Genomic DNA, 19,808 nt, shown 5'->3' on the forward strand with positions numbered 1-19,808 from the left:
CTAAGGTCGTCTAGAACCTGCCGGATAGCCGCATAGAGTGGATTAGGTTCCACCTAAAATCTGTGCTGCGAGGATAAAAACAATGAACGACAGCATTTACCTCTCGATTCAAAACAGCCCGCGTTTCAAGGAGCTGGTCAGCAAGCGGGAGCGGTTCGCCTGGATTCTTTCGGCGATCATGCTTGGGCTTTACTCGGCTTTCATTCTGCTGATCGCCTACGGGCCCCAGATCCTGGGGGCCAAGCTCAGTCCTACCTCTTCCATCACCTGGGGCATCCCCATCGGCGTTGGCTTGATTGTCTCGGCCTTCATCTTGACGGCCATCTATGTGCGGCGCGCCAACGGTGAGTTCGACGAGCTGAACAAGGCGATCCTGAAGGAGGCTCAGCAATGATCCGCCGTCTATTCGCTGCACTCGGCCTTGCCGCGTTCGCCCCGGCCCTATGGGCCGCTGACGCCCTGACGGGCGAGGTCCACAAGCAACCCCTCAACGTATCGGCGATCGTGATGTTCGTGGTGTTCGTCGGTGCCACCTTGTGCATCACCTACTGGGCTTCCAAGCGCAACAAGTCGGCCGCCGACTACTATGCGGCGGGTGGCAAGATCACCGGTTTCCAGAATGGCCTGGCGATTGCGGGCGACTACATGTCGGCGGCGTCCTTCCTGGGGATTTCCGCCCTGGTGTTCACCTCCGGCTATGACGGGCTGATCTACTCCATCGGCTTTTTGGTGGGCTGGCCGATCATTCTGTTCCTGATCGCCGAGCGCTTGCGCAACCTGGGCAAGTACACCTTTGCCGACGTGGCGTCCTATCGCCTCGGGCAGACCCAGATCCGCACCTTGTCGGCCTGTGGTTCGCTGGTGGTGGTGGCGTTCTACCTGATTGCGCAGATGGTGGGTGCCGGCAAGCTGATCCAGTTGCTGTTCGGCCTCGACTACCACGTCGCAGTGATCCTGGTGGGCATCCTGATGTGCCTGTACGTATTGTTCGGCGGCATGCTGGCCACCACCTGGGTGCAGATCATCAAGGCGGTCCTGCTGCTCTCCGGCGCGTCGTTCATGGCCTTGATGGTGATGAAGCACGTCAATTTCGATTTCAACACGCTGTTCTCCGAAGCAATCAAGGTCCACCCCAAGGGTGAGGCGATCATGAGCCCGGGCGGCCTGGTGAAGGATCCGATCTCTGCGTTCTCGCTGGGCCTGGCGCTGATGTTCGGTACTGCGGGCCTGCCGCATATCCTGATGCGCTTCTTCACCGTGAGCGATGCTAAGGAAGCCCGCAAGAGCGTGCTCTATGCCACCGGTTTCATCGGTTACTTCTACATCCTGACCTTCATCATCGGTTTTGGCGCGATCCTGCTGGTGAGTACCAATCCAGACTTCAAGGATGCCGCGGGCGCCTTGCTGGGCGGTAACAACATGGCGGCGGTGCACCTGGCCAATGCCGTGGGTGGCAGCGTGTTCCTGGGCTTCATCTCGGCGGTGGCCTTTGCCACTATCCTGGCGGTGGTTGCCGGCTTGACCCTGGCAGGCGCTTCGGCGGTCTCCCATGACCTGTACGCCAGCGTGCTCAAGAAGGGCAAGGCCAACGAGAAAGACGAGATCCGCGTGTCCAAGATCACCACGGTGACCCTGGGTGTGCTGGCCATCGGCCTGGGCATTCTGTTCGAGAGCCAGAACATCGCCTTCATGGTGGGCCTGGCGTTCTCCATCGCGGCCAGTTGCAACTTCCCGGTGCTGCTGCTTTCCATGTACTGGAAGAAGCTGACCACCCGTGGTGCCATGATCGGTGGCTGGATGGGGCTGATAAGCGCAGTGGCGCTGATGATCCTCGGTCCGACCATCTGGGTGCAGATCCTGCATCACGAGAAGCCGATCTATCCGTATGAGTACCCGGCGTTGTTCTCGATGCTTATCGCCTTCGTTGGTATCTGGTTCTTCTCCATCACCGACAAGTCGGCCTCTGCGGCCAACGAAAGGGCGTTGTTCTTCCCGCAGTTCGTGCGTTCGCAAACCGGTCTGGGTGCCAGTGGTGCGGTATCGCACTAAGCGGTCTCCGACGTTCGGCTTCTATATAGAGGCAAAGTGATGGCGAAATGCCCTGGTCGAAAGGCCGGGGCATTTTTCATTGCCCGGGAAATGACCGCAGGGTTGTGGTGTGGTGTGAGGGGATGGCTCGATGCCAGGGCTTGGTGGTCGTGACGGCGAAGTGGCTTTATGCAAAGGCAGGGCAGGGGCAAAAAAATACGGCCTCTGAACAGAGGCCGTATTCGATGGAGCTAAGAACGGTAGTGCAAGGCCGGTCTTACTTGCGGTCTTCCAGCTTGGTGATGTCGCGCGACTCGTAGCCGGTGTACAGCTGGCGAGGACGGCCGATCTTGTAGGGGCTGGAGAGCATTTCTTTCCAGTGCGAGATCCAGCCGACGGTACGCGCCAGGGCGAAGATCACGGTGAACATGCTGGTTGGAATGCCGATGGCCTTGAGGATGATCCCCGAATAGAAGTCGACGTTCGGGTACAGCGAGCGTTCGATGAAGTACGGGTCGGTCAGGGCGATCTCTTCCAGGCGCATGGCCAGTTGGAGTTGTGGATCGTTGTTGATGCCCAGTTCCTTGAGTACTTCGTCGCAGGTCTGCTTCATCACGGTGGCGCGAGGGTCGCGGTTCTTGTACACGCGGTGACCGAAGCCCATGAGCTTGAACGGGTCGTTCTTGTCCTTGGCCTTGGCGATGAACTTGTCGATGTTCGAGACATCGCCGATTTCATCGAGCATGGTCAGCACGGCTTCGTTGGCGCCGCCGTGAGCCGGGCCCCAGAGTGCTGCGATGCCGGCAGCGATACAGGCGAACGGGTTGGCGCCCGAAGAGCCTGCCAGGCGTACGGTGGAGGTGGAGGCGTTCTGCTCGTGGTCGGCGTGGAGGATGAAGATCCGGTCCATTGCCTTGGCCAGTACCGGGCTGATCGGTTTGATCTCGCACGGGGTGTTGAACATCATGTGCAGGAAGTTTTCCGCGTACGACAGGTCGTTGCGCGGGTACATCATCGGCTGGCCCATGGAGTACTTGTAGACCATCGCTGCCAGGGTCGGCATCTTGGCAACCAGGCGCACGGCGGAAATCTCGCGGTGCTGCGGGTTATTGATGTCCAGGGAGTCGTGGTAGAACGCCGAGAGTGCACCGACTACGCCGCACATGACCGCCATCGGGTGGGCATCACGACGGAAACCGTTGAAGAAGCTCTTCAGCTGCTCGTGAACCATGGTGTGGTTCTTCACGGTGCTGACGAACTGGGCCTTCTGCTCGGCATTCGGCAGTTCGCCGTTGAGCAGCAGGTAGCAGGTTTCCAGGTAGTCCGACTTTTCAGCCAGTTGTTCGATCGGGTAGCCGCGATGCAGCAGGATACCCTGGTCGCCGTCGATGTAGGTGATCTTCGACTCGCAGGAGGCGGTCGACATGAAACCCGGGTCAAAAGTGAAGCGGCCCGTGGCCGTCAGGCCCCGAACATCGATTACATCGGGACCAACGGTGCCGGTTAAAATGGGCAGCTCGACGGGGGCTGCGCCCTCGATGATCAACTGCGCTTTTTTGTCAGCCATGTGGCCTCCTATTTATGCTTGAAATCATCAGACAGACCCCCCACGCAGGGCCCGCACCACTATAGTGAGATAAATCCGAATGTCAATTTGCCTAAAGTCTTGTCCCAGAAGGCTTTGGGAGGGATTTTTTAGCGAAATTCACTGCCATTTACGCCTTTTATGAAGGTAACGCAATCAGCTATTAGGGGAAGGTGTTTGCGTTGTCATTAGTAGCCTAACTGTCTATACTCGGCCACCGACCGCCATGGGCTTCTGGGCCCGTTTTGATGGGGGTCGCACTCCCTGGGTGGTGGTTACCTGACCAGTGCACTCCCCAACAACTTTGCCCTGATTGTTAGGGGCTCTTCAGTGTGAAAAAAAGCCGTGAATAGCCAACGACCTGTAAACCTAGACCTAAGGACCATCAAACTCCCCATTACCGGCGTTACGTCGTTTCTCCACCGTGTTTCCGGCATCATTCTCTTCCTGGGCATCGGCATCATGCTGTACGCATTGAGCAAGTCCCTGGGCTCCGAGGAAGGTTATGCCGAGGTGAAGGCGTGCTTGACCAGTCCGCTGGCCAAATTCGTTGCATGGGGCCTCCTGTCCGCCTTGCTGTACCACCTGGTGGCGGGTGTACGCCATCTGATTATGGACATGGGCATCGGTGAGACGCTGGAAGGCGGCAAGCTGGGCTCGAAAATCGTTATCGCCGTATCCGTGGTGGTAATCGTTCTGGCGGGAGTTTGGATATGGTAACCAGCGTTACGAACCTGTCGCGTTCAGGCCTTTATGACTGGATGGCGCAGCGTGTGTCTGCGGTCGTTCTCGCGGCTTATTTCATTTTCCTGATCGGATACCTCGTAGCGAATCCGGGCATTGACTACACCCAGTGGCATGGCCTGTTCGCAAACAACTGGATGCGTATCTTCAGTCTGCTGGCCATGGTGGCCCTGGGCGCTCACGCCTGGGTCGGCATGTGGACTATCTCGACTGACTACCTGACGCATATGGCGCTGGGCAAGTCGGCGACAGCAGTACGTTTCCTTTTCCAGGCAGTATGCGGCGTCGCAATGTTCGCTTACTTCGTCTGGGGTGTGCAGATTCTCTGGGGTATCTGATTCATGGCTAACATTCCAACCATTTCTTTCGACGCCATCATCATTGGCGGCGGCGGCGCTGGCATGCGTGCTGCGCTGCAGCTGGCCCAGGGCGGCCATAAAACCGCGGTGATCACCAAGGTTTTCCCGACTCGTTCGCACACTGTATCTGCCCAGGGTGGCATCACCTGCGCGATCGCCTCGGCGGATCCGAACGATGACTGGCGCTGGCACATGTACGATACCGTCAAGGGTTCCGACTACATCGGCGACCAGGACGCTATCGAGTACATGTGTCAGGAAGGTCCGGCTGCGGTCTTCGAGCTGGATCACATGGGCCTGCCGTTCTCCCGCACCGAAACCGGTCGTATCTACCAGCGTCCTTTCGGCGGTCAGTCCAAGGACTACGGCAAGGGTGGCCAGGCTGCCCGTACCTGCGCTGCTTCCGACCGTACCGGTCACGCACTGCTGCACACCCTGTATCAGGGCAACCTGAAAGCCGGTACCACTTTCCTCAACGAGTACTACGCAGTTGACCTGGTGAAGAACCAGGACGGCGCATTCGTTGGTGTGATCGCGATCTGCATCGAAACCGGCGAGACCCTGTACATCAAGTCCAAGGCCACCGTTCTGGCCACCGGCGGTGCGGGCCGTATCTACGCCTCCACCACCAACGCCCTGATCAACACCGGCGACGGCGTGGGCATGGCCCTGCGTGCTGGCGTTCCGGTGCAAGACATCGAGATGTGGCAGTTCCACCCGACCGGCATCGCCGGCGCCGGTGTACTGGTAACCGAAGGTTGCCGTGGTGAAGGTGGTTACCTGATCAACAAGCACGGCGAGCGTTTCATGGAGCGTTATGCTCCTAACGCCAAAGACCTGGCGGGCCGCGACGTAGTGGCGCGTTCCATGGTCAAGGAAATCATCGCTGGCAACGGCTGTGGCCCTAATGGCGACCATGTGATGCTCAAGCTGGATCACCTGGGCGAGGAAGTGCTGCACAGCCGCCTGCCTGGTATCTGCGAGCTGTCCAAGACCTTCGCCCACGTCGACCCTGTCGTCGCTCCGGTGCCGGTCGTTCCTACCTGCCACTACATGATGGGCGGCGTTGCCACCAACATCCATGGCCAGGCCATCACTCAGAACGCCGCTGGCGAAGACACCATCATCCCTGGCCTGTTCGCAGTGGGTGAAGTGGCTTGCGTATCGGTACACGGTGCCAACCGCCTGGGCGGCAACTCGCTGCTCGACCTGGTGGTATTCGGTCGTGCGGCTGGCCTGCACCTGGAAAAAGCGCTGACCGACGGTATCGAATACCGCGATGCCAGCGATACCGATGTGGACGTTGCACTGAACCGCCTGGCCAAGCTCAACGAGCGCACCACCGGCGAAGACGTCGCTACCCTGCGTCGCGAGCTGCAGAGCTGCATGCAGAACTACTTCGGTGTATTCCGTACCGGCGAATACATGCAGAAGGGTATTGCCCAATTGGCCGATCTGCGCGAACGCATCGCCAACGTCAAGATCAACGACAAGTCTCAAGCTTTCAACACTGCGCGTATCGAAGCACTTGAGCTGCAGAACCTGCTGGAAGTGGCCGAAGCCACTGCCATCGCTGCCGAAGTGCGCAAAGAGTCCCGCGGCGCTCACGCCCGTGAAGACTTTGAAGACCGTGACGACGAAAACTGGCTGTGCCACACCCTGTACTTCCCGGGTGAGAAGCGCGTTGCCAAGCGTGCGGTCAACTTCTCGCCGAAGACTGTTCCGACTTTCGAACCAAAAGTCCGGACTTACTAAAGGGTGATCGATATGTTGCAAGTTGAAGTTTATCGTTACAACCCTGACACCGACTCGGCTCCGAAAACCCAGGTTTTCCAGGTCGACACCGGTGGCAAGGACTTGATGGTGCTGGACGTGCTGGCCCTGATCAAAGAGCAGGACGAGGGGTTCTCCTACCGTCGCTCCTGCCGTGAAGGCGTTTGCGGTTCCGACGGCATGAACATCAACGGCAAGAACGGCCTGGCGTGCATCACGCCGCTGTCCGCCGTGGTCAAGAAGAACAAGCTGGTGATTCGTCCTCTGCCAGGTCTGCCGGTTATCCGTGACCTGGTCGTCGATATGAGCATCTTCTACAAGCAATACGAGAAGGTGAAGCCATTCCTGCAGAACGATACTCCGGCCCCGGCCATCGAGCGTCTGCAGTCGCCGGAAGAGCGTGAGAAGCTCGATGGTCTGTACGAGTGCATCCTGTGCGCTTGCTGCTCGACCTCTTGCCCATCCTTCTGGTGGAACCCCGACAAGTTCCTGGGTCCAGCCGCTCTGCTGCAAGCCTATCGCTTCCTGGCAGACAGCCGCGACACCAAGACTTCAGAGCGTCTGGCTTCGCTGGATGACCCGTTCAGCGTATTCCGCTGCCGGGGCATCATGAACTGCGTCAACGTTTGTCCGAAAGGCCTGAACCCGACTAAGGCCATCGGTCACATTCGTAACATGCTTCTGCAAAGCGGCGTGTGATTCAGCTGTTGTACCTGTAGGACCGCTGTACCGTAAAAGCCAGGGCGCGGGCTTCAACCCGCGTCATGGCTCTAACCTGAGCAGTAGCTTACAAAGTGGCTGCTCTATATTTTTGAAGAAATGAGACAAGCAGGGGCATCCGGGCTGGTACCCGGACTATCAGCGTGATCCTAAGTGGCTTGTTTTGGTCGCTGCATTCGGACTTCTGCAAGCTTGCTCGGTGTCGTCGCCGGTGGTGTTCCCCTAACCGAGGGTGACCAAGCATGCAAGAAAGCGTGATGCAGCGCATGTGGAACAGCGCCTACCTATCCGGTAGTAACGCTGCCTATGTGGAAGAGCTCTACGAGCTCTACCTGCACGACCCTAACGCTGTGCCAGAAGAGTGGCGCACTTACTTTGATAAGTTGCCTGCCGACGGCAACACTGCCATCGATGTTTCGCACTCGACGATCCGCGATCATTTCGTCTTGCTGGCAAAGAACCAGCGCCGCGCCCAACCGGTTTCCGCCGGTAGCGTGAGCAGTGAGCACGAGAAGAAGCAAGTTGAAGTGCTGCGATTGATCCAGGCCTATCGGATGCGTGGCCACCAGGCATCCCAGCTGGACCCGCTGGGACTGTGGCAGCGTCCTGCACCTGCAGACCTGTCGATCAATCATTATGGCTTGACCAATGCCGATCTTGATACGACCTTCCGTGCCGGCGACCTGTTCATCGGCAAAGAGGAAGCGAGCCTACGCGAAATTCACGAAGCGTTGCAGCAGACATATTGCCGCACCATCGGCGCTGAATTCACGCACATCACCGATTCCGAGCAGCGCCACTGGTTCCAGCAACGTCTGGAAAGCGTACGCGGCCGTCCAACCTATTCTGCCGACATCAAGAGCCATCTGCTCGAGCGTGTCACCGCGGCAGAAGGCCTGGAGAAGTACCTGGGCACCAAGTACCCAGGCACCAAGCGTTTCGGCCTGGAAGGTGGCGAAAGCCTGATTCCGATGCTCGACGAGCTGATCCAGCGCTCCGGCTCCTATGGCACCAAGGAAGTCGTGATCGGCATGGCCCACCGTGGTCGCTTGAACGTGCTGGTCAACACCTTCGGCAAGAACCCGCGCGAACTGTTCGACGAGTTCGAAGGCAAGAAGAAGGTTGAGCTGGGCTCCGGCGACGTGAAGTATCACCAGGGCTTCTCGTCCAACGTGATGACCTCCGGTGGCGAAGTTCACCTGGCGATGGCATTCAACCCGTCCCACCTGGAAATCGTTTCTCCAGTGGTCGAGGGTTCCGTGCGCGCCCGCCAGGACCGTCGCAACGACCCAACCGGCGAGAAAGTCCTGCCGATCTCCATCCACGGTGACGCGGCGTTCGCCGGTCAGGGCGTGGTCATGGAAACCTTCCAGATGTCGCAGACTCGCGGTTTCAAGACCGGCGGTACTGTGCACATCGTGGTCAACAACCAGGTTGGCTTCACCATCAGCAATCCGCTGGACTCGCGTTCCACCGAGTACGCCACCGACGTTGCGAAGATGATCCAGGCGCCGATCCTCCATGTGAATGGCGATGATCCGGAAGCGGTCCTGTTCGTGACCCAACTGGCCATCGACTATCGCATGCAGTTCAAGCGTGATGTGGTCATCGACCTGGTCTGCTACCGCCGTCGCGGCCACAACGAGGCGGACGAGCCAAGTGGCACCCAGCCGCTGATGTACCAGCAGATCACCAAGCAGCGCACCACTCGCGAGCTGTACGCTGATCGCCTGACCCAGGGCGGTGTGCTCGATGCAGAGCGCGTCCAGGCGAAGGTCGACGAATACCGCAATGCGCTGGACAACGGTCTGCACGTGGTGAAGTCGCTGGTCAAGGAACCGAACAAAGAGCTGTTCGTGGACTGGCGTCCGTATCTGGGCCACGCCTGGACTGCGCGTCACGACACTCGCTTCGACCTGAAGACCCTGCAGGAACTGTCCGCCAAGCTGCTGGAAATTCCGGAAGGCTTCGTGGTTCAGCGCCAGGTCGCGAAGATCTACGAAGACCGTCAGAAGATGCAAGCCGGCGGCCTGCCGATCAACTGGGGTTACGCCGAAACCATGGCGTACGCGACCCTGGCGTTCGAAGGTCACCCGATCCGCATGACTGGCCAGGACATCGGCCGCGGTACGTTCTCGCACCGTCACGCTGTTCTGCACAACCAGAAAGATGCCGGCACCTACATTCCGCTGAAGCATCTGTACGACGGTCAGCCGCGCTTCGACCTGTACGACTCGTTCCTGTCGGAAGAGGCTGTGCTGGCGTTCGAATACGGTTACTCGACCACCACGCCCAATGCGCTGGTGATCTGGGAAGCCCAGTTCGGCGACTTCGCCAACGGTGCACAGGTCGTGATCGACCAGTTCATCACCAGCGGCGAGCACAAGTGGGGTCGCCTGTGCGGCCTGACCATGCTGCTGCCGCACGGCTACGAAGGCCAGGGCCCTGAGCACAGCTCGGCGCGTCTTGAGCGTTACCTGCAGCTGTGCGCCGAGCACAACATTCAGGTGTGCATGCCGACCACCCCGGCACAGATCTACCACTTGCTGCGCCGTCAGGTGATCCGCCCGCTGCGCAAGCCGCTGGTAGTACTGACGCCGAAGTCGCTGCTGCGCCACAAGCTTGCCATCTCGACCCTGGAAGATCTGGCCGAAGGTTCGTTCCAGACCGTGATCCCGGAAGTCGATGCACTGGACCCGAAAAAGGTCGAGCGCGTGGTTCTGTGCAGCGGCAAGGTCTACTACGACCTGCTGGAAAAACGCCGTGCCGAAGGCCGCGAAGATATCGCCATCGTGCGTATCGAGCAGCTGTACCCATTCCCTGAGGACGACTTGAAAGAAGTCCTGGCTCCTTACACCAACGCCAAAGCGGCGGTCTGGTGCCAGGAAGAGCCAATGAACCAGGGCGCCTGGTACTGCAGCCAGCACCACCTGCGTCGCAGCATCAGCAACCTCAACAAGTCTCTCGTACTCGAGTACGCGGGCCGTGAGGCTTCTGCTGCCCCAGCATGTGGTTACGCATCGATGCACGCCGAGCAGCAGGAAAAACTGCTGCAAGACGCGTTTACCGTTTAACGCCTTCGCGCACCTGAAACCGAATTTAAGGAACCACAGACAATGGCTATCGAGATCAAAGCCCCCACTTTCCCGGAATCGGTTGCCGATGGCACCGTTGCCACCTGGCACAAGCAACCGGGCGACGCCGTCAAGCGTGACGAGCTGATCGTCGACATCGAGACCGACAAGGTCGTTCTGGAAGTGCTGGCCACCGCCGACGGCGTGCTGGGCGCTATCGTCAAGAACGAAGGCGACACCGTTCTGTCCGACGAAGTCCTGGGCTCCATCGTTGAAGGCGGCGCCGCTGCCGCCGCTCCAGCTGCTGCCGCTCCGGCTGCCGCTGCTGCCCCAGCTTCCGCTGAAGGCGAAGACGACCCGATCGCTGCTCCAGCCGCGCGCAAGCTGGCTGAAGAAAACGGCATCAACATCGCTTCCGTTGCCGGTACTGGCAAAGGCGGTCGTGTGACCAAGGAAGACGTAGTGGCCGCTGTTGCTGCCAAGAAGGCCGCTCCAGCCGCTGCGCCGGCCAAGGCTCCGGCTCCAGCCGCTGCTGCTCCGGTTTTCGCTGCTGGCGATCGCGTCGAGAAGCGCGTACCGATGACCCGCCTGCGGGCCAAGGTTGCCGAGCGTCTGGTCGAAGCCCAGTCGAACATGGCGATGCTGACTACCTTCAACGAAGTCGACATGACCGAAGTCATGGCCCTGCGTTCGAAGTACAAGGATCTGTTCGAGAAGTCCCACAACGGCGTGCGCCTGGGCTTCATGTCGTTCTTCGTCAAGGCTGCCACCGAAGCCCTGAAGCGCTTCCCAGCGGTCAACGCTTCGATCGACGGTTCCGACATCGTCTACCACGGCTACGCGGACATCGGCGTTGCCGTTTCCAGCGATCGCGGCCTGGTGGTTCCGGTTCTGCGTAACGCCGAGCTGATGAGCCTGGCTGAAATCGAAAGCGGCATCGCCACCTTCGGCAAGAAGGCTCGTGATGGCAAGCTGTCGATGGAAGAGATGACTGGCGGTACTTTCACCATCACTAACGGTGGTACCTTCGGTTCGATGATGTCCACCCCGATCGTCAACCCGCCACAAGCGGCCATCCTGGGCATGCACAACATTCTGCAGCGTCCTATGGCGGTCAACGGCCAAGTTGTCATCCGTCCGATGATGTACCTGGCGCTGTCCTATGACCACCGCCTGATCGACGGTAAAGAAGCCGTGACGTTCCTGGTGACCATCAAGAACCTGCTGGAAGATCCAGCGCGTCTGCTCCTGGACATCTAAAAAGCAGCTGCAGGCTGCAAGCGACGAACTTCGTGCCTTCGGGCGGGACGTTTGGAACTTGCGGCTTGCGGCTTCTAGCTTGCCGCTAAAAGGAACCTTTTATGACTCAGAAATTCGACGTGGTAGTGATTGGCGCGGGCCCTGGCGGCTATGTAGCTGCAATCAAGGCCGCACAGCTTGGCCTGACGACTGCCTGCATCGAGAAGTACACCGACAAGGAGGGCAAGCTGGCCCTCGGCGGTACTTGCCTGAACGTCGGTTGCATTCCTTCCAAGGCACTGCTGGACAGTTCCTGGAAGTTCCACGAGGCGCAAGATGGCTTTGCCATCCACGGCATCAGCCACTCCGGCGTGAGCATGGACGTACCGGCCATGGTCGGTCGCAAGGCCAACATCGTCAAAGGCCTGACCAGCGGTGTTGCCACCCTGTTCAAGGCCAACGGCGTCACTTCGATCCAGGGCCACGGCAAGCTGCTGGCTGGCAAGAAAGTCGAAGTCACCAAGCCTGACGGTTCGGTGGAAGTGATCGAAGCCGAAAACGTGATCCTGGCTCCAGGTTCGCGTCCAATCGACATCCCACCAGCCCCGGTTGACCAGAACGTGATCGTGGACTCCACTGGCGCCCTGGAATTCCAGGCAGTGCCAAAGCGCCTGGGTGTGATCGGCGCCGGCGTCATCGGCCTGGAACTGGGTTCGGTATGGTCGCGCCTGGGCGCACAAGTGACCGTGCTGGAAGCGCTGGATACCTTCCTGATGGCAGCCGATACCGCTGTTTCCAAGGAAGCGCTGAAAACCCTGACCAAGCAGGGCCTGGATATCAAGCTGGGTGCTCGCGTGACCGGCTCCAAGGTCAACGGTGAAGAAGTCGTAGTGACCTACACCGATGCCAGCGGTGAGCAGACCATCACCTTCGACAAGCTGATCGTAGCCGTTGGTCGCCGTCCTGTGACCACCGATCTGTTGGCTGCCGACTGCGGCGTGACCCTGGACGAGCGCGGCTTCGTGCACGTTGACGATCATTGCGCCACCACCGTCCCAGGCGTCTACGCCATTGGTGACGTGGTTCGCGGCATGATGCTGGCTCACAAGGCCTCGGAAGAGGGCATCATGGTTGTCGAGCGCATCAAGGGCCACAAGGCTCAGATGAACTATGACCTGATCCCTTCGGTTATCTATACTCACCCGGAAATTGCATGGGTTGGTAAAACCGAGCAGGCCTTGAAAGCTGAAGGCGTAGAAGTTAACGTCGGCACCTTCCCGTTCGCTGCCAGCGGCCGTGCCATGGCAGCCAACGATACCGGCGGTTTCGTCAAGGTCATCGCCGATGCCAAGACAGATCGCGTATTGGGCGTCCACGTGATTGGCCCAAGCGCTGCGGAACTGGTTCAACAAGGTGCGATCGGCATGGAATTCGGCACCAGCGCCGAAGACCTGGGCATGATGGTTTTCTCCCATCCGACCCTGTCCGAAGCCCTGCACGAAGCAGCCCTGGCTGTGAATGGCGGCGCCATCCACATTGCCAACCGCAAGAAACGCTAAGCAATAATAAGAAACCACGGCGGTTGGCCCGTCGTGAGCCTTGTGCGCAAGACTCACCGCGGAATATCCGCTGGACTCGACCTCTCAGGGTAGCGCCACACACTGGACCGGGGCCCAGGCTCCGGAACCCAGGTGTGGCGCTGGTTTGAGAGTAGCGGTCACAGGTGGTGCGGCACTCCTGGAGTGCAGCGCCGAATGCGCAGTACCTAACGAAGACGGTAAAAAGCATGAATCTTCACGAGTATCAGGGTAAGCAGCTGTTCGCTGAGTACGGCCTGCCAGTATCCAAAGGCTACGCGGTAGACACCCCGGAAGAAGCAGCAGAAGCTTGCGACAAGATTGGCGGCTCCGAGTGGGTTGTCAAAGCCCAGGTTCACGCCGGTGGTCGCGGTAAAGCGGGCGGCGTCAAGCTGGTTCGCAGCAAAGAAGACGCTAAGGCATTCGCACAGCAGTGGCTGGGCAAGCGTCTGGTGACTTATCAGACTGACGCCAATGGCCAGCCTGTCACCAAAATCCTGGTTGAATCGTGCACTGATATCGCTAAAGAGCTGTACCTGGGCGCTGTCGTTGACCGTTCGAGCCGTCGCATCGTGTTCATGGCTTCCACCGAAGGTGGCGTGGACATCGAGAAAATCGCTCACGACACTCCAGAAAAAATTCTCAAGGCCACTATCGATCCACTGGTCGGCGCTCAGCCATTCCAGGGTCGCGAGCTGGCATTCCAACTGGGTCTGGAAGGCAAGCAAGTTGCCCAGTTCGCCAAGATCTTCGTAGGTCTGGCCAAACTGTTCCAGGATCACGACCTGGCTCTGCTGGAAGTGAACCCACTTGTCATCAAGGCCGACGGCGATCTGCACTGCCTGGACGCGAAGATCAACATCGACGCCAACGCCATGTACCGTCAGCCTAAGCTGAAGACCTTCCACGATCCGTCCCAGGACGATCCACGCGAAGCCCACGCTGCCAAGTTCGAACTGAACTACGTGGCCCTGGACGGCAACATCGGTTGCATGGTCAACGGTGCTGGTCTGGCCATGGGTACCATGGACATCGTCAACCTGCACGGCGGTAAGCCAGCCAACTTCCTCGACGTAGGTGGTGGTGCTACCAAAGAGCGCGTGACCGAAGCCTTCAAGATCATCCTGTCCGACGCCAACGTCGCAGCAGTACTGGTCAACATCTTCGGCGGCATCGTTCGCTGCGACATGATTGCCGAAGGCATCATCGGCGCCGTGAAAGAAGTCGGCGTGAAAATCCCGGTTGTTGTTCGCCTTGAAGGCAACAACGCTGAACTGGGCGCTAAAGTACTGGCAGAAAGCGGCTTGAACATCATCGCTGCTACCAGCCTGACCGACGCTGCTCAACAAGTTGTCAAAGCTGCGGAGGGCAAATAATGAGCGTCCTGATCAATAAAGACACCAAGGTTATCTGCCAAGGTATCACCGGTTCGCAGGGTAGCTTCCACACCCAGCAAGCCATCGAATACGGCACCCAGATGGTGGGTGGCGTAACTCCGGGCAAAGGCGGTACCGAGCACCTGGGCCTGCCAGTGTTCAACACCGTGAAAGATGCTGTAGCCGCCACTGGCGCCACCGCCAGCGTCATCTACGTTCCAGCTCCTTTCTGCAAGGACTCGATCCTGGAAGCAGCCTTCGGCGGCATCAAGCTGATCGTCTGCATCACCGAAGGCATTCCTACCCTGGACATGCTGGACGCTAAAGTTAAGTGCGACGAGCTGGGCGTGACCCTGATCGGCCCTAACTGCCCAGGCGTGATCACTCCGGGCGAATGCAAGATCGGCATCATGCCAGGTCACATTCACTTGCCAGGCAAGGTCGGTATCGTTTCCCGTTCTGGCACCCTGACCTATGAAGCCGTCAAGCAGACCACTGACGCCGGTTTCGGCCAGTCCACCTGCGTCGGCATCGGTGGTGACCCGATCCCAGGCTCCAACTTCATCGACATCCTGAAGCTGTTCCAGGAAGACCCGAAGACCGAAGCGATCGTGATGATCGGTGAGATCGGCGGTTCGGCTGAAGAAGAAGCGGCTGCCTACATCAAGGCTCACGTGACCAAGCCGGTTGTTTCCTACATCGCTGGTGTGACTGCTCCTCCGGGCAAGCGCATGGGCCACGCAGGTGCAATCATCTCCGGCGGCAAAGGCACTGCAGACGAGAAATTCGCTGCTCTGCAAGACGCAGGCGTGAAAACCGTGCGTTCGCTGGCAGACATCGGCAAGGCCCTGGCCGAGCTGACTGGCTGGGCGGTCAAGTAAGCCTCGCGCTTAACTTGTAGCTCTGCTGACAAAGGCCACCTTCGGGTGGCCTTTGTGCGTTCCGAGTTCCTGAAAAGGGTCTGGGACGGGGCAAAGAGGGAAAGGGGATTAATACCCGCGGAAATATAGTTTCAAAAAAGCGACATTGCGATGTCGCATATCAGAAAATTTACCCCACGCCGATGCGTTCGTCTTACAGATTCGTTACGCTAGCCGCCTCTTTGATGTGTCTGCGACCCACAAGGCCGCGGCACGCTAAACGGGTCAGTCTTATACGGACTGACAGCATTTCCCTCACCCATAAGGGAAATCCCTCTCTAAATTCCGATTCAGTAGTGTGGTATTTCCTTAATGAAAGTGTTGAAAGGCCAGGACATTCTGGCGCTCGGCTTTATGACTTTTGCCCTGTTCGTTGGAGCAGGCAACATTATCTTCCCGCCTATCGTCGGCTTGCAGTCCGGACCCCATGTCTGGATGGCGGCGTTGGGTTTTCTGATCACCGCAGTCGGCCTGCCGGTGATCACCGTGGTCGCCCTGGCCAAGGTCGGCGGCGCCATGGATTCCCTGAGCAGCCCCATCGGCAAGGTCGCCGGCGGCCTGTTGGCTGCAGTGAGCTACCTGGCAGTGGGCCCGTTGTTCGCCACTCCGCGCACGGCCACCGTATCCTTCGAAGTGGGCCTGGCGCCGCTGACTGGCGAAAGCCCGCTGGCGCTGGCGCTCTATAGCACGGTCTACTTCCTGTTGGTGTTTTTCATCTCCTTGTACCCGGGCCGTCTGCTGGACACCGTTGGTCGCTTCCTGGCGCCACTGAAGATCATCGCCCTGGCGGTCCTGGGGATCGCGGCATTCGCCTTGCCAGCCGGTGATATCGGCCAGGCCACTCCGGAATACGTGGCGGCGCCGTTCTCCCAAGGCTTCATCAATGGCTACCTGACTATGGACACCCTGGGTGCCCTGGTGTTCGGTATCGTCATCGTCAACGCGATCCGCTCCCGTGGCGTCGAGTCACCGCGGTTGATCACCCGTTACGCGGTGATCGCCGGCCTGGTGGCCGGTGTCGGCCTGGCACTGGTCTACGTCAGCCTGTTCCGCCTGGGCTCCGGTAGCCACGAAGTAGCTGTTGGTGCGACCAACGGTGCGGCCGTGTTGCATGCCTATGTGCAGCACACCTTCGGCTCCCTGGGCAGTGGTTTCCTCGCGGTACTGATCTCCCTGGCGTGCCTGGTGACCGCCGTAGGCCTGACTTGCGCCTGTGCCGAGTACTTCAGCCGGGTCCTGCCGCTGTCCTACAAGACCCTGGTAGTGATCCTCGCGGGCTTCTCGCTGGTGGTGTCGAACCTGGGCCTGACCAAGCTGATCGCGTTCTCGATCCCGGTGCTGACCGCTATCTATCCGCCATGCATCGTTCTGGTGGCCCTGAGCTTCTGCAAGGACTTCTGGCAGGATCAACGCCGCATCGTCGGCCCGGTGATGCTGGTCTCGTTCATCTTCGGCCTGATCGATGCAATCAAGGGCACCGCGTTTGCCGATCTCATTCCTAGCCAACTGTCCCACCTGCCGTTGAGCGAGCAGGGCCTGGCCTGGCTGGTGCCTTCGGTGATCATCCTGGCGCTGGCCGTGGTCTGCGATCGCCTGTTGGGCAAGCCCAGCGAAGCCCTGGCTTGATTTGACCTGTGTTCGCCGGCCGTCACGAGCGGTCGGCCAGCGCTGATTAAAATGCCCCGTATCCATCGATACGGGGCATTTTTTATGGGCCTTGCACGGTGTCTTTTTCCCCGGTGAGGCGTCGAAACAGTGCTCCCAGCTTTCGCCAATGCCCACAGGAATTTGCATGTCGTTCATCCAAGCCAACCAGATCCACCTATTGGCCGCTCTATGGTTCATCGTCTGCTGGGGCGGCTATACCCGCTATGCCACCTGGAAAGGCCGCGACACGCCTTGCCTGGCCAGTGTCCTGCACCTGTATCGCGAAGACTGGATGCGCCGCATGCTGTTGCGGGACAACCGTATTGCCGATGCCAGCGTGATCGGTAACCTGGAGCGCAATGCTTCGTTCTTCGCCTCCAGCACCCTGATCATCCTGGCCGGCATCATCACCGTACTGGGTGCATCGGAACGCGCGGTCTCGCTGTTGGCGGATATCCCCATGGTCCAGCAGGCTTCCCAGGGCATGTCGGAAATCAAGTTGCTATGCCTGGCCCTGGTGTTCGTCTATGCCTTCTTCACCTTCAGTTGGTGCATGCGCCAGTACAACTTCGCCGCGGTGCTGGTGGGTTCGGCGCCGATGATCGGCGAGCGGCATGTGTCCGAGCAGGAGCGCAAGGCCTTTGCCGCCCGTGCTGCGCGGGTGATCTCCATGGCGGCCAACCAGTTCAACTTCGGCTTGCGCTCGTATTACTTCGGCATGAGCATGCTGGCCTGGTTCGTCAGTCCCTGGTTGTTCATGTTGATGAGTAGCGGGGTAGTGCTGGTGCTCTATCGTCGCGAATTTCATTCCGACGTCCTGGACGTCATGGTCTATACCCCTACAGAGGCGCCCTTGCCCGAGGCGAACAAGGAGAGCAACGGATGACCATTACGTTCTGGTGCGTGTTTATCAGCGCGTTGTTGATCTTCATTGCGCGGATGCCAGTGGCCAAGGCCATGAAGGAGCAGGGTGGCTACGACAACCACCTGCCGCGCCTGCAGCAGGCCCGGTTGAGCGGGCGTGGTGCCCGGGCCCTGGCGGCCCACCAGAACAGTTTCGAAGCCTTCATCCTGTTCGCCGTGGGGGTGTTGATGGCGCACACCACGCAGACCCAGGGTTGGCTGATCGATACCCTGGCAATCATCTTCGTGATTGCCCGTGTGCTTTACCTGGGGTGTTATCTGGCCGACCTGGCGTGGCAGCGGAGCCTGGCCTGGGGGGTGAGCCTGTTATGTTCTTTGTTATTGATGCTTAGTCCAACTTTTCGTTGGTTGTTGGCATAGAAGTTACGCCGGAAAAAATAAAGCCCGCACTTGGCGGGCTTTATTGTGTGTTGCGCTAAAACCGATTTAGTTGGTTTTAGGTGCGGCATCCTTAGCGGCTTCTTCGGCTGCAGCCTTGTTGGATTCAGCCTGATCTTTGGCAGCTTCGGCGTTTTCCTTGGCTGCGTCGTTCACCTTATCCTGAGCTTCGTTCATTTTCTGTTGGGCTTGCTCAGCATGTTGGTTGGCATCTTGAGCTTTGTCCTCGGATTTCTTGTCGCAGGCAGCCAGACCGAGGGAAGCGGTCAGCATCAGGGCAATAGCTAAAGTCTTACGCATGGGGTGTTTCTCCTGAGTGAAGATATCTACTGGCCTTTCGATCATGGCCTTGTGCTTTAAGTTCCTTGGGCCCCACAGATATATTAAGGATTGATGTCACGGAACTTTTTCGTGCTTTGTTAAATGCACATTTCTGACAATAACAAGAGATATCTGTGATGGCGCAAAATCTGATTTTTGAGCGTGCAACGCGATTCCTCTTGGCGCTACGCCACTGCCAAGTGTTGGGTATAACCGTTCATGACGCCTCTGAGGAAGGGATTACCCTGACCTTGCCCTACAGCCCAAAAATCGTCGGCGACTCGCAAAGCGGTGTCATTCATGGCGGGGCCCTGACGTCATTGATGGACTCTGCCTGCGGTATGGCCACGCTCTGCGTGCTGCCGGAGTTCGAGGTGTGTCCGACGCTGGACTTGCGCATAGATTATATGCACCCAGCCATTCCTCACCGGGATGTGCATGGTTTTGCCCAGTGTTATCGGGTCACCAAGGATGTGATCTTTACCCGTGGTTTTGCCTATCAGGACGATCCGGCGCACCCGGTAGCCCACGTGGTGGGCACCTTCATGCGTTTGGGCAAGGGGCTCAAGGGTGCCCCGGTTTCCTCCGGCACGGCAAAAGGAGATTCGGCATGAGCGAGGATTTCAAGGCATTGCTGGAGCAGGCCCATCGACAGGGTGAGTACGCCCCGCTGCTGCAAAGGGTTCCCTATGCAGGGCTGATCGGCATCGAGTGCTCGCGACAGGGTGATGAGCTGCTGTTTCGCCTGCCGGCCAACAAGGACAACATCGGCAATCCATTGCTGCCAGCACTCCACGGAGGAGTGATCGCCGGCTTCATGGAGCTGGCGGCATCCCTGCATCTGTTGATCTTCACGGGGGCGTGCGAGGTGCCGAAGATCATCGACTTCTCCCTGGATTACCTGAGTGCCGGGCGTTTTCGCGACACCTTTGCCCGTTGCCAGGTGTGTCGCCAAGGCCGGCGGGTGGCCAACGTCGCCATCACCGCCTGGCAGAGTACCGCTGATGAGCCGATTGCCACTGCCCGGGCACATTTCAAGATTCAGGAGAGTCCCGGCCCTTGAAATCTGCCGAGTGATCCCCACTTTCATGTCATCCCGCCGCCGTCCGCCTTCGGGCGCGGCCACAGCCATCTGATTGGAGT

The 19,808-nt window shown here is 59.0% G+C and carries 18 protein-coding genes; 16 read left to right on the forward strand and 2 right to left on the reverse strand.

Annotated features, from left to right (window positions below):
• The first annotated feature begins 82 nt into the window (after positions 1-82).
• Positions 83-394, forward strand: a complete 312-nt coding sequence (locus C4K39_RS08740; protein ID WP_124346142.1) for a DUF485 domain-containing protein — start codon at positions 83-85, stop codon at positions 392-394.
• Entirely contained in the window at positions 391-2,049 is a 1,659-nt protein-coding gene (locus tag C4K39_RS08745) for a cation acetate symporter (RefSeq protein ID WP_068587930.1), read from the forward strand. Before C4K39_RS08740 ends, C4K39_RS08745 begins: the two co-directional genes overlap by 4 nt.
• A gap of 256 nt (positions 2,050-2,305) precedes the next feature.
• Here C4K39_RS08745 and gltA read toward each other — a convergent pair whose 3' ends face one another.
• Positions 2,306-3,595, reverse strand: coding sequence for a citrate synthase (gene gltA, locus C4K39_RS08750; RefSeq protein WP_068587928.1), 1,290 nt, complete (start codon positions 3,593-3,595; stop codon positions 2,306-2,308).
• 363 nt (positions 3,596-3,958) lie between these two features.
• Between gltA and sdhC the strand changes: the two genes are divergently transcribed.
• The 12 genes from sdhC to C4K39_RS08810 all read left to right on the forward strand — a co-directional run bounded on the left by sdhC (position 3,959) and on the right by C4K39_RS08810 (position 18,326).
• Positions 3,959-4,333: a succinate dehydrogenase, cytochrome b556 subunit gene (sdhC, locus tag C4K39_RS08755; RefSeq protein WP_011060048.1), complete on the forward strand. Its 375-nt coding sequence runs from the start codon at positions 3,959-3,961 to the stop codon at positions 4,331-4,333.
• A complete protein-coding gene (sdhD, locus tag C4K39_RS08760) occupies positions 4,327-4,695 on the forward strand; it encodes a succinate dehydrogenase, hydrophobic membrane anchor protein (RefSeq protein WP_068587926.1) in 369 nt (122 codons plus the stop codon). Before sdhC ends, sdhD begins: the two co-directional genes overlap by 7 nt.
• 3 nt (positions 4,696-4,698) lie before the next feature.
• The gene (gene sdhA, locus C4K39_RS08765) at positions 4,699-6,471 is read left to right on the forward strand and encodes a succinate dehydrogenase flavoprotein subunit (RefSeq protein ID WP_068587925.1); all 1,773 of its coding nucleotides are present in this window, start codon (positions 4,699-4,701) and stop codon (positions 6,469-6,471) included.
• 12 nt (positions 6,472-6,483) lie between these two features.
• Complete coding sequence (locus C4K39_RS08770; protein ID WP_022643104.1) at positions 6,484-7,188, forward strand: succinate dehydrogenase iron-sulfur subunit; 705 nt, start codon at positions 6,484-6,486, stop codon at positions 7,186-7,188.
• Positions 7,189-7,451: 263 nt separating this feature from the next.
• Positions 7,452-10,283 (forward strand): 2-oxoglutarate dehydrogenase E1 component, encoded by a 2,832-nt coding sequence (locus C4K39_RS08775; RefSeq protein WP_068587923.1) that lies wholly within the window; start codon positions 7,452-7,454, stop codon positions 10,281-10,283.
• A 42-nt stretch (positions 10,284-10,325) separates the two neighbouring features.
• Positions 10,326-11,543: a 2-oxoglutarate dehydrogenase complex dihydrolipoyllysine-residue succinyltransferase gene (odhB, locus tag C4K39_RS08780; protein ID WP_124346143.1), complete on the forward strand. Its 1,218-nt coding sequence runs from the start codon at positions 10,326-10,328 to the stop codon at positions 11,541-11,543.
• Between the two features lie 101 nt (positions 11,544-11,644).
• Positions 11,645-13,081 carry a dihydrolipoyl dehydrogenase gene (gene lpdA, locus C4K39_RS08785; RefSeq protein ID WP_068587920.1) on the forward strand — a complete coding sequence of 479 codons (1,437 nt, stop codon included), beginning with the start codon at positions 11,645-11,647 and terminating at the stop codon, positions 13,079-13,081.
• A 227-nt stretch (positions 13,082-13,308) separates the two neighbouring features.
• Positions 13,309-14,475 carry an ADP-forming succinate--CoA ligase subunit beta gene (gene sucC / locus C4K39_RS08790; protein WP_068587918.1) on the forward strand — a complete coding sequence of 389 codons (1,167 nt, stop codon included), beginning with the start codon at positions 13,309-13,311 and terminating at the stop codon, positions 14,473-14,475.
• Positions 14,475-15,356, forward strand: coding sequence for a succinate--CoA ligase subunit alpha (sucD, locus tag C4K39_RS08795; protein WP_068587916.1), 882 nt, complete (start codon positions 14,475-14,477; stop codon positions 15,354-15,356). The genes sucC and sucD overlap by 1 nt, the downstream gene beginning before the upstream one ends.
• Before the next feature lie 351 nt (positions 15,357-15,707).
• A complete protein-coding gene (brnQ, locus tag C4K39_RS08800) occupies positions 15,708-17,021 on the forward strand; it encodes a branched-chain amino acid transport system II carrier protein (RefSeq protein WP_124346144.1) in 1,314 nt (437 codons plus the stop codon).
• A gap of 166 nt (positions 17,022-17,187) precedes the next feature.
• Positions 17,188-17,928 (forward strand): DUF599 domain-containing protein, encoded by a 741-nt coding sequence (locus C4K39_RS08805; protein ID WP_124346145.1) that lies wholly within the window; start codon positions 17,188-17,190, stop codon positions 17,926-17,928.
• On the forward strand, positions 17,925-18,326 hold the full coding sequence (locus tag C4K39_RS08810; RefSeq protein WP_124346146.1) for an MAPEG family protein: 402 nt from the start codon (positions 17,925-17,927) through the stop codon (positions 18,324-18,326). Before C4K39_RS08805 ends, C4K39_RS08810 begins: the two co-directional genes overlap by 4 nt.
• A 66-nt stretch (positions 18,327-18,392) precedes the next feature.
• Here the strand turns inward: C4K39_RS08810 and C4K39_RS08815 are convergent, their stop codons facing one another.
• Positions 18,393-18,644 (reverse strand): hypothetical protein, encoded by a 252-nt coding sequence (locus C4K39_RS08815; protein WP_068587938.1) that lies wholly within the window; start codon positions 18,642-18,644, stop codon positions 18,393-18,395.
• A 158-nt stretch (positions 18,645-18,802) separates the two neighbouring features.
• Between C4K39_RS08815 and C4K39_RS08820 the strand changes: the two genes are divergently transcribed.
• Entirely contained in the window at positions 18,803-19,279 is a 477-nt protein-coding gene (locus C4K39_RS08820; RefSeq protein ID WP_068587908.1) for a PaaI family thioesterase, read from the forward strand.
• On the forward strand, positions 19,276-19,728 hold the full coding sequence (locus C4K39_RS08825) for a PaaI family thioesterase (protein ID WP_068587906.1): 453 nt from the start codon (positions 19,276-19,278) through the stop codon (positions 19,726-19,728). The genes C4K39_RS08820 and C4K39_RS08825 overlap by 4 nt, the downstream gene beginning before the upstream one ends.
• Positions 19,729-19,808: the final 80 nt, after the last annotated feature.

This window comes from Pseudomonas sessilinigenes, assembly GCF_003850565.1.
Lineage (GTDB): Bacteria > Pseudomonadota > Gammaproteobacteria > Pseudomonadales > Pseudomonadaceae > Aquipseudomonas > Aquipseudomonas sessilinigenes.

Coding starts and splice junctions, on each gene's coding strand:
- C4K39_RS08740 (WP_124346142.1), top strand. CDS start 83: ATGAACGACAGCATTTACCTCTCGATTCAAAACAGCCCGCGTTTCAAG.
- C4K39_RS08745 (WP_068587930.1), top strand. CDS start 391: ATGATCCGCCGTCTATTCGCTGCACTCGGCCTTGCCGCGTTCGCCCCG.
- gltA (WP_068587928.1), bottom strand. CDS start 3,595: ATGGCTGACAAAAAAGCGCAGTTGATCATCGAGGGCGCAGCCCCCGTC.
- sdhD (WP_068587926.1), top strand. CDS start 4,327: ATGGTAACCAGCGTTACGAACCTGTCGCGTTCAGGCCTTTATGACTGG.
- sdhA (WP_068587925.1), top strand. CDS start 4,699: ATGGCTAACATTCCAACCATTTCTTTCGACGCCATCATCATTGGCGGC.
- C4K39_RS08770 (WP_022643104.1), top strand. CDS start 6,484: ATGTTGCAAGTTGAAGTTTATCGTTACAACCCTGACACCGACTCGGCT.
- C4K39_RS08775 (WP_068587923.1), top strand. CDS start 7,452: ATGCAAGAAAGCGTGATGCAGCGCATGTGGAACAGCGCCTACCTATCC.
- odhB (WP_124346143.1), top strand. CDS start 10,326: ATGGCTATCGAGATCAAAGCCCCCACTTTCCCGGAATCGGTTGCCGAT.
- lpdA (WP_068587920.1), top strand. CDS start 11,645: ATGACTCAGAAATTCGACGTGGTAGTGATTGGCGCGGGCCCTGGCGGC.
- sucC (WP_068587918.1), top strand. CDS start 13,309: ATGAATCTTCACGAGTATCAGGGTAAGCAGCTGTTCGCTGAGTACGGC.
- sucD (WP_068587916.1), top strand. CDS start 14,475: ATGAGCGTCCTGATCAATAAAGACACCAAGGTTATCTGCCAAGGTATC.
- brnQ (WP_124346144.1), top strand. CDS start 15,708: ATGAAAGTGTTGAAAGGCCAGGACATTCTGGCGCTCGGCTTTATGACT.
- C4K39_RS08805 (WP_124346145.1), top strand. CDS start 17,188: ATGTCGTTCATCCAAGCCAACCAGATCCACCTATTGGCCGCTCTATGG.
- C4K39_RS08810 (WP_124346146.1), top strand. CDS start 17,925: ATGACCATTACGTTCTGGTGCGTGTTTATCAGCGCGTTGTTGATCTTC.
- C4K39_RS08815 (WP_068587938.1), bottom strand. CDS start 18,644: ATGCGTAAGACTTTAGCTATTGCCCTGATGCTGACCGCTTCCCTCGGT.
- C4K39_RS08820 (WP_068587908.1), top strand. CDS start 18,803: ATGGCGCAAAATCTGATTTTTGAGCGTGCAACGCGATTCCTCTTGGCG.
- C4K39_RS08825 (WP_068587906.1), top strand. CDS start 19,276: ATGAGCGAGGATTTCAAGGCATTGCTGGAGCAGGCCCATCGACAGGGT.